Annotated in this window: 10 protein-coding genes; 3 read left to right on the top strand and 7 right to left on the bottom strand. The window is 70.5% G+C overall.

Annotated elements, in window-relative coordinates:
- The first annotated feature begins 6 nt into the window (after positions 1–6).
- Complete coding sequence (locus CH341_RS36385; RefSeq protein ID WP_425376156.1) at positions 7–189, top strand: hypothetical protein; 183 nt, start codon at positions 7–9, stop codon at positions 187–189.
- Positions 190–450: 261 nt separating this feature from the next.
- Complete coding sequence (locus tag CH341_RS08355) at positions 451–1,308, top strand: universal stress protein (protein WP_111418574.1); 858 nt, start codon at positions 451–453, stop codon at positions 1,306–1,308.
- Between the two features lie 25 nt (positions 1,309–1,333).
- Here CH341_RS08355 and CH341_RS08350 read toward each other — a convergent pair whose 3' ends face one another.
- The 6 genes from CH341_RS08350 to CH341_RS08325 all read right to left on the bottom strand — a co-directional run bounded on the left by CH341_RS08350 (position 1,334) and on the right by CH341_RS08325 (position 6,712).
- Complete coding sequence (locus CH341_RS08350) at positions 1,334–2,572, bottom strand: lipid A biosynthesis lauroyl acyltransferase (RefSeq protein ID WP_111418573.1); 1,239 nt, start codon at positions 2,570–2,572, stop codon at positions 1,334–1,336.
- A gap of 80 nt (positions 2,573–2,652) precedes the next feature.
- Positions 2,653–3,462 (bottom strand): MerR family transcriptional regulator, encoded by an 810-nt coding sequence (locus CH341_RS36380; protein ID WP_425376155.1) that lies wholly within the window; start codon positions 3,460–3,462, stop codon positions 2,653–2,655.
- Positions 3,463–3,487: 25 nt separating this feature from the next.
- Entirely contained in the window at positions 3,488–3,793 is a 306-nt protein-coding gene (locus CH341_RS08340) for an integration host factor subunit alpha (RefSeq protein WP_111418572.1), read from the bottom strand.
- Between the two features lie 220 nt (positions 3,794–4,013).
- The gene (locus CH341_RS08335; protein ID WP_111418571.1) at positions 4,014–4,991 is read right to left on the bottom strand and encodes a beta-ketoacyl-ACP synthase III; all 978 of its coding nucleotides are present in this window, start codon (positions 4,989–4,991) and stop codon (positions 4,014–4,016) included.
- Entirely contained in the window at positions 4,988–6,037 is a 1,050-nt protein-coding gene (gene plsX / locus CH341_RS08330; RefSeq protein ID WP_111418570.1) for a phosphate acyltransferase PlsX, read from the bottom strand. Before plsX ends, CH341_RS08335 begins: the two co-directional genes overlap by 4 nt.
- A 144-nt stretch (positions 6,038–6,181) precedes the next feature.
- Positions 6,182–6,712 (bottom strand): YceD family protein, encoded by a 531-nt coding sequence (locus CH341_RS08325; RefSeq protein ID WP_111418569.1) that lies wholly within the window; start codon positions 6,710–6,712, stop codon positions 6,182–6,184.
- 249 nt (positions 6,713–6,961) lie between these two features.
- Here CH341_RS08325 and CH341_RS08320 point away from each other — a divergent pair, with 249 nt between their 5' ends.
- On the top strand, positions 6,962–7,414 hold the full coding sequence (locus tag CH341_RS08320) for an outer membrane protein assembly factor BamE (protein ID WP_111418568.1): 453 nt from the start codon (positions 6,962–6,964) through the stop codon (positions 7,412–7,414).
- 70 nt (positions 7,415–7,484) lie between these two features.
- Here the strand turns inward: CH341_RS08320 and CH341_RS08315 are convergent, their stop codons facing one another.
- Complete coding sequence (locus CH341_RS08315; protein ID WP_111418567.1) at positions 7,485–7,865, bottom strand: YkvA family protein; 381 nt, start codon at positions 7,863–7,865, stop codon at positions 7,485–7,487.
- Positions 7,866–7,913 lie beyond the last annotated feature (48 nt).

Genomic DNA, 7,913 nt, shown 5'->3' with positions numbered 1-7,913 from the left:
GAATTTCTGAATGGCGGCATTTATCAATACTACAATGTAAGTGGTGAGCTGTACGAACAGTTTCGTGCTGCGGGCTCGCATCAGCGCCCCCTGGTGTCGAGCTCGGCGATGACGCGACGACCTCGCGGCGCTTCGAGCTCCCCGGCGGTCCCGAGCTCGGTGCATCCAGTAGCGCCTGCGTGGGGGTGATGGATCACGTCCGCCCTCGCCGCCGCTCCGCCGGTCCGGACGCGCGCAAAAGTTGACGGCAGCGCGAGGGGCCGGCAACCGCGGGCACACCCGCCGTCGCAGGGCGATCCGGCCCCGCGACCACGCTCCGGCACGCTCGACAGAGGCCGGTGTTCCATCCTATTCGTGTCGTGCATCGATCGCGTTTCAGGCACGCCCCGTGCATCACCGAATGCGATCGACCATCTCGTTCGCAACTGGCCAGAAGAGGGCCGCGCCCCCATGAAATCGCTTCTCGTCCCGACCGAGCCGAACGATTCGATGTGGTCGACGCTCTCGACCGCCCTCACCGTCTCGAAGACGTTCGGCAGTCGCATCGAGGGCTTCGCGGTCCGGGTCTCGGTGCCGACCGTCGTCGCCATGGACGTCGCGCCGTCGGCCTCGCTCGCCTTCTTCGAGGAGGAGAACGCCGAGGCGGCCCGCCTGTCGCGCGACCTGTTCGAGAAGTTCATGCGCGACCAGAACGTCCCGGCCGCGACGCCGCCCGGCACGCCGCGGCCGCCGCAGACGGCGCCGAGCTGGGCCTGGCTCGACGACGCCCCGGAGGGCGACAACTTCGTCGGCAATTATGGACGCATCTTCGACCTGATCGTGATGGGCCGACCGAGCAACGATCCGCAGGGCCCGCACATGAGCACGTTCGAGGCCGGCCTGTTCGAGAGCGGCCGCCCGGTGCTGCTGGCGCCGCCGAAGCCGTCCGCGACCGTCGGCCGCCACGTTCTGGTCGCCTGGAACTGCTCGACCGAGCAGGCCCGCGCCACCGCCTTCGCGATGCCGTTCCTGGCCCGCGCCGACCAGGTCACGATCCTCACCGTCGAGGGCGCCGTGGTTCAAGGGCCGTCGGCCGAGCAGCTCGCCGCCAACCTGGCCCTGCACGGGATCAAGACCGCGCTCGTCACCGTCAAGGGCGGCGACAACCGCACCGCCGGCGCGACCATTCTCGACCACGCCCAGCGGCTCGGCTGCGACCTGATCGTCAAGGGCGCCTACACCCAGAGCCGGCTGCGCCAGATGATCTTCGGCGGCACCACCCGCCACATCCTCACCTATGCCGAGATCCCGGTCCTGACCGCGCACTAGGCCGCGCGTCGCCGACAGCCGCAGCTCACCGCCAGCGGCGGTGCAGCCACAGCCACTGCTCGGGATGCTCGCGCACCCAGCCCTCGATCACGCCCGTGATGGTCTGCATGGTGGCGTCGACGTCGATCTTGCCGTCGGCGTCGCGCGGCGGCTCGATCGGCCCCACCAGCTCGAAGCGGAACCGCTCGTTCGGCAGCCGCACGGCCCTGGCCCCGTAGATCGGGCATTCGACCATGCGGGCGAAGCGCCCCAGCATCGGGTTCACCTTGCAGGTCCGCCCGAAGAACATGACGTCGATTCCCCGCGCGTAATGCTGGTCGACCAGCATGCCGACGAAATGGTCGCGCCGCAGCGCCTCGCGGATGCGCAGCGGCGTGTCGGGGCCGGCCGCGATGACGTGGCTGCCGCCCGCCTCGCGGGCCCGCACCATCTCGCGCACGAAGGGGCCGATGCGCGGGGCCCGGAACACCACCGAGATCTCGTGGCCGATGGTCCTGGCGCCGAGCGGCACGATCTCCCAGTTGGCGAGATGGCCGGTGAAGAACATCACCGGCCCGGTGGTGTCGCGCAGGCGCAGCAGCGCGGCGCGCGTCGCCGCATCGACCTCGATGCGCCCGCCCGGCCGCGGATCGCGCCAGTCGTAGTCCCACAGCCGGTCGAGATGGGCGTACTCGACGAACAGCCGGCCGAAATTGTCCCACATGCCGGCCAGCACCGTCTCGCGCTCGGCCTCGCTCATCTCCGGAAACACCATGGCGAGCTGCTGCCCGGCGACCCGGTGGCCTTTCAGGCGCGGCCCGATCTTTCGCAGGAGCCAGCCGGCCGCGGCGGCGGACCGGCCGAGGTCGAATCGCTGCAACAGCCGGAGCACCCCGACGCCGACGGCCCCGACGCCCGCCTCGACCTCGGCCAGCAGGCTCCGGTGCTCCAGGCGCGGCAGCCCGGGGCGCGCCGCATCGAGCCGCGCCATGAGCTCCTGCACGAAGGGCAGATAGTCGGCGGAGCGGTCCTCGACGGCGCGCAGGCCGGTGCGATGCGCCGCACCCAGCTTCACCCGGCCGCCGCGGCGATACAGCACGCAGGCCCAGTAGCTCGCCGACGCGCCCGGGATCCGTTCGAGATGAATCTTGACGGCGGTCACGTCCGCAAAGGCGAGCGCGCCGGCGCGGCCACGGTCGTCCCAGGCCAGCCCCTCGGGCGCCAGACGGAAGATCTTCTCGGACGTGAAGGGATGCGCGCGGTACGCGTAGGTCCGGTCGGTCATTCAGGTCGGTCGGGTTCGCGCCGGGAGGTTTCCGGCCGGCGCCTCGTGTCCGACCAGCAGGCCGGCGGCGCGCACCCCTTCTAAGGGGCCTGCTCCGGCTCCGCCAGCGCCTCGGTCAGGCGGTGGCGGCACGCCTCGAGCTCGCTCAGCACGGCGCCCAGGCGTTCGCGATCGGCGTCCGTCAGGCCCTGGATCACCACGGGCGCCGGCGCGGCCCGCTCGACCAGGATCGGCTCGCGTGGCGCGGCCGGCTCGGATGCGGCCTCGCCGTCCCGCGCCGCCGGCTCCGGGACGACCGCATCGCGGACGACCGTGTCGCGGACGAACGACTCGCGGACCAACGACTCGCGGACGGGAGCCGGCGCGACGACGACGGGAGCGACGGGAGGCGCCGGACGCGGCGGCGGCGCCTGGACCGGACCGAAGGAGGGCTCACGCCGGCCGTAAGGATCGGTGTCGGGCGCGGGCTGGCGCGCCGGGCCGATCGGCGGCGCCGCGGACGCCGGCGACTCGGCCTCCTCGGCCCCCTCGGCTGCATCGACCACGGCCACCGCGATGCCGTCCTCGGCGTCGTGGTCCTCGGCGTCGAGCTCGGGAATGCGCTCCGGCTGCGGCGCGCCGTCCTGCCACACGGTCTGGACGAACCGGCCGCCCTGCTCGCGCAGGATCCGCTGCACGCCGCGGATCGTGTAGCCCTCGCCGTAGAGGAGATGCCGGATGCCGCGCAGGAGATCGACGTCGTCGGGGCGATAGTAGCGCCGTCCGCCACCGCGCTTCATCGGCCGGACCTGAGGGAATCGGCTCTCCCAGAACCGCAGAACGTGCTGCGGCAGCTCGAGCTCCTCGGCGACCTCGCTGATGGTGCGGAACGCTTCCGGCGCCTTGTTCACGGCCGTCCCCCCGCCGCGCACGCCGTCAGGCGTCGACGCCGTCCGCGTTGATCCGCTGCTTGAGAATGGCGGACGGCTTGAACACCATCACGCGCCGCGGCGAGATCGGCACTTCCTTGCCGGTCTTCGGATTGCGCCCGATTCGCTGTCCCTTCTTGCGGACAACGAAAGACCCGAACGAGGAGAGCTTCACGGTCTCGCCTCGTTCCAGGCAGTCCGTGATCTCCTTGAGCACCAGCTCGACCAGAGCCGCCGATTCGGTGCGGGAAAGTCCCAGCCTTTGATAGACGGCCTCGCACAGGTCCGCCCGAGTTACTGTCTTCGCGCTCATGTGGCCCCAGCGCCTACCCATAGACTTTTATATGTCACTGAATTTACAACGATATGAGCTTGAGCCGCCGGGGTCAACCGGGGCTTTGCGCCGCGACAAAAGATTTGAACATGGGCTATGGCGCCGGGCGCGGCACAGCCGGGGCGCCGAAGCCGCGCCCGGACGGGCACCGCAATGGCCCGTCGAATCGTGCCTGGAGACGGCCGAACCGGCCGTCCCGTCACCAGCGGATCAGTGCGGCGCCCCAGGTGAAGCCGCCGCCCATCGCCTCGATCATCACGAGATCGCCCGGCTTGATGCGGCCGTCGGCGACGGCGGTGTGCAGGGCGAGCGGGATCGAGGCGGCCGACGTGTTGCCGTGGATCGCCACCGTCGACACGATCTTCTCGCGACCGACGCCGAGCTTGTGGGCGCAGCCGTCGATGATGCGCTGGTTGGCCTGGTGCGGCACGAACCAGTCGATGTCGGAGGCCTTGGTGCCGGTCGCCTCCAGCACGTCCTCGACCGCGCTCGTGATCATCGTCACGGCGTGGCGGAAGACCTCCTTGCCTTCCATGCGGAGATAGCCGGAGGTCCCCGTCGTCGAGGGCCCGCCGTCCACATAGAGCTTGTCCTTGTGGCGGCCGTCCGAGCGCAGCCGGGCGCCCAGCACGCCACGGTCCTGGATGGTGCCGGGCTGCTCGCCCGCCTCCAGCACGACGGCGCCGGCGCCGTCGCCGAAGATCACGCAGGTCGTGCGGTCCTTCCAGTCGAGGATGCGCGAGAAGGTCTCCGAGCCGATCACCAGAGCGCGCTTGAAGCCGCCGGTCCGCAGCATGCTGTCGGCCGTGGCGAGCGCGAACACGAAGCCCGAGCAGACCGCCTGCACGTCGAAGGCGGCGCCGCCCGTGATGCCGAGCTTCGCCTGCACCGTGACGGCGCTGGCCGGAAACGTGTGATCGGGCGTCGCCGTCGCGAGCACGATCAGGTCGATCGCCTGCGCCTCCAGGCCGGCGGCGGAGAGCGCCTGCTCGGCGGCGTGCACGGCGAGATCCGACGTGACCTCGCCGGCGGCGGCGATGTGACGTTCGCGGATGCCGGTGCGCTGAACGATCCAGTCGTCGCTGGTGTCGACCATGGCGGCCAGCTCGGCATTGGTGAGCGTCCGGGCCGGAAGATAGCTGCCGCAGCCGCGGACGATCGAACGGGTGATGCTCACGACGCTACCTCTCCGGCAGCCACGGGGGGCGCCGCTTGCCCGAGCGTCCGACGGATCTTCGCCAGCAGCTCGTAGCGCGCCATGTCGTAGCCGAGGTCGACGGCCGCCGCGAACCCTTCCGCGTCGGTGCCGCCATGGCTCTTGATCACCACGCCGTTGAGGCCGAGGAAGACGCCGCCATTGACCTTGCGCGGGTCCATTTTGTCCTTGAGGGTCTTGAAGGCCTGTCGTGCGAACAGGTAGCCGATCTTGGCCGCGAGGGTCCGGCTCATCGCGCTCTTGAGATACGACGCGAGCTGTTTAGCCGTCCCCTCCGCCGTCTTCAAGGCGATGTTGCCGGTGAAGCCCTCGGTGACGACCACGTCCACGGTGCCGGCCCCGATGTCGTCGCCCTCGACGAAGCCCTTGAAGTCCATGTGGCTGCAGGCGAGCCCGCGGATCGCCTGGCTGGCGCCGCGAATCTCCTCCAGCCCCTTGACCTCCTCGACCCCGACATTGAGCAGGCCGACGGTCGGCCGCTCGAGGTCGAACACGACGCTCGCCATGGCGCTGCCCATGATGGCGAGCTGCACCAGGTGCTGGACGTCCGCGCCGATCGAGGCGCCGACGTCGAGCACGATCGATTCGCCGCGCAGCGTCGGCCACAGGCAGGCGATCGCCGGCCGCGACACACCCGGCATCATCCGCAGGTGGAACTTCGACATCGCCATCAGCGCGCCGGTGTTGCCGGCCGAGACCGTGACGTCGGCCTCGCCCTTCTTCACGGCGTCGATGGCGAGCCACATGGACGAGCGCCAGCGGCCGTGGCGGAGCGCCTGGCTCGGCTTCTCGTCCATCTTCACGAAGACGTCGGTATGGACGACGCGGCAGGCGGCCTTGAGGGCCGGCCGCGCGTCGAGGAGAGGCCCGAGAAGGGCCTCGTCGCCGAACAGCACGAAGCTGGTGTCGGGATGCCGGGTCAAGGAGATCTCGGCGCCGGCGATCACTACCGCGGCCCCGTGGTCCCCCCCCATGGCGTCGAGCGCAATTCGAACCTTCTGAGACATGAACCGACGTTGGCGGGCGGCGCGCAACCGCGCCTCTGACCGGCCGAACGCGGACCAGTCGCTGGGTTGAAGAGGCGGCGACAATACCCTGTCCGCGCCCGGTGACAATCGCTTAAATCACCGATACGGAATTGCCCCCGGCGATCACGCTCGGCCGGCTCCGCCCTTGTCCTTCAGGGCCGCCAGCGCCGCGAAGGGCCCCGGATCCGCCGCCCCGGCGTCGGGCGCCTCGAAGGCCGCATCGGGCTTGCGGGGGTACGGATCGATCCCGAGAAGCATGAACTCGGTGGCGATCGCCCCGAGATCGACGCTGCCGCCGACCAGCGGCTCCGGCGGGTCCGGTGCATCCGGATCGCGCGGCAGGCCCGGCTCCTCGGCAGGGACGTCCGGGCTGAACACGAGGTCGACCGGCTCGACGATCTCGCTCTCCATCGGCTCCAGGGTGACGACGCAGGTCTGGCCGGCCGTGGCCGTGACGGTGCCGGCGACCCGCAGACCCTTGCCGTGACGCGTCACCTCGAACTCCGCCGCGAGTCGCGGAAGCGCCGTCAGACCGCCGAGGCGGGCGATCTCGTCGCGCACCCCCGCGTCCGCGGTCAGGGTCCTGGCGAGGCCGTTCTCCGGCACCTCGTCGGCCCGCACGGGCACGCTCCAGGGGCGATCCGGCTTCGGCATGGCGACACTCCTTTCACACGAACTCCGGTCCACGCCCCGGTGGACGACTCGGCCAATCGCCGGGGCGGGTCCAGATATGGGCCCGAAGCGACCGATATGCCACGATCGCGCCATAGAGGGCGACAATGGTGCGGCCCGAAGACGGGGCATTGGCGAGGGACCCGCAGGGGGCGGTCTCGCGCGGGACGACGTGCGGTTGCCGAACGGCGCCGGCGCGCGTTACGCCGCCGCGGGGCAAGGGGGAAGAACGTGCGTCAGACGATCAGCCAGCGGACCGGCCGGCCCTCGCGAAGGGCGATCGCCGCCGTGCTCGCCATCGGGCTCCTGCTCGGCGGCTGCATCACCCAGACCTATCAGCGCGGCTACATCGTTCCGGAGGGCGCGCTCGAGCAGATTCCGCTCGGCGCCTCGCAGGAGCAGGTGCTGATCGTGCTCGGCACTCCGTCGACCGTCGCGACCGTCTCGGGCGAGGTGTTTTATTACATCTCGCAGCGCGCCGAGCAGACCTCGTTCCTGCCGCAGACCGAGGTGGACCGCCGCGTCATCGCCGTCTATTTCGACCGCAACAAGAAGGTCGAGCGCCTCGCCAATTACGGCATCAAGGACGGCCGCATCTTCGACTTCGTCAGCCGCAGCACCCCGACCACCGGCCAGGAGCTGAACTACGTCAGCTACCTGTTCAAGGCCCTGAAGTGGTTCTGAGCGCCGGGCCTGACCGAACGGGCCATCACAGCGTCGGCGGCGGGCCGGCCGCGACTCGCGCCGCGACCGGTCAGGACCGGTACCAGCCGTAGGCCACCCAAGCGGCCCCGCCGACGATGGCGGCCCAGACGGCGACGACGATCGCCGCACCAGCCCAGCCGCGCGGGCGCTCGGATTCTGCAGCCGCTCGCGCCCGGCTTTCCTCGATCACGTCGACGGGCACGAGGCTCAGCACGCCCGCGATCGCGGCAGGCAGAAGCAGCAGTTCGTCGACCAGCCCGAGAACCGGAATGAAATCGGGGATCAGGTCGATCGGAGACAGCGCGTAAGCCGCGATCGCGACCGCCAACACCTTGGCGTACCAGGGCGTCCGCGGGTGGCGCGCCGCGATGTAGAGGGCATGCGCCTCGCGGCGGAGCGAGCGGGCCCACGCTTCGAGCCTGTTCAGCATGAGCTCCTCGACGGGTCGGGCGCGGCCCTGGCGTCGGCCGCAGACCGG

Source organism: Rhodoplanes roseus, from assembly GCF_003258865.1.
Lineage (GTDB): Bacteria > Pseudomonadota > Alphaproteobacteria > Rhizobiales > Xanthobacteraceae > Rhodoplanes > Rhodoplanes roseus.
Note: the sequence above shows the minus strand (reverse complement) of the source record. Positions and strands in the feature narration are given on the sequence as shown.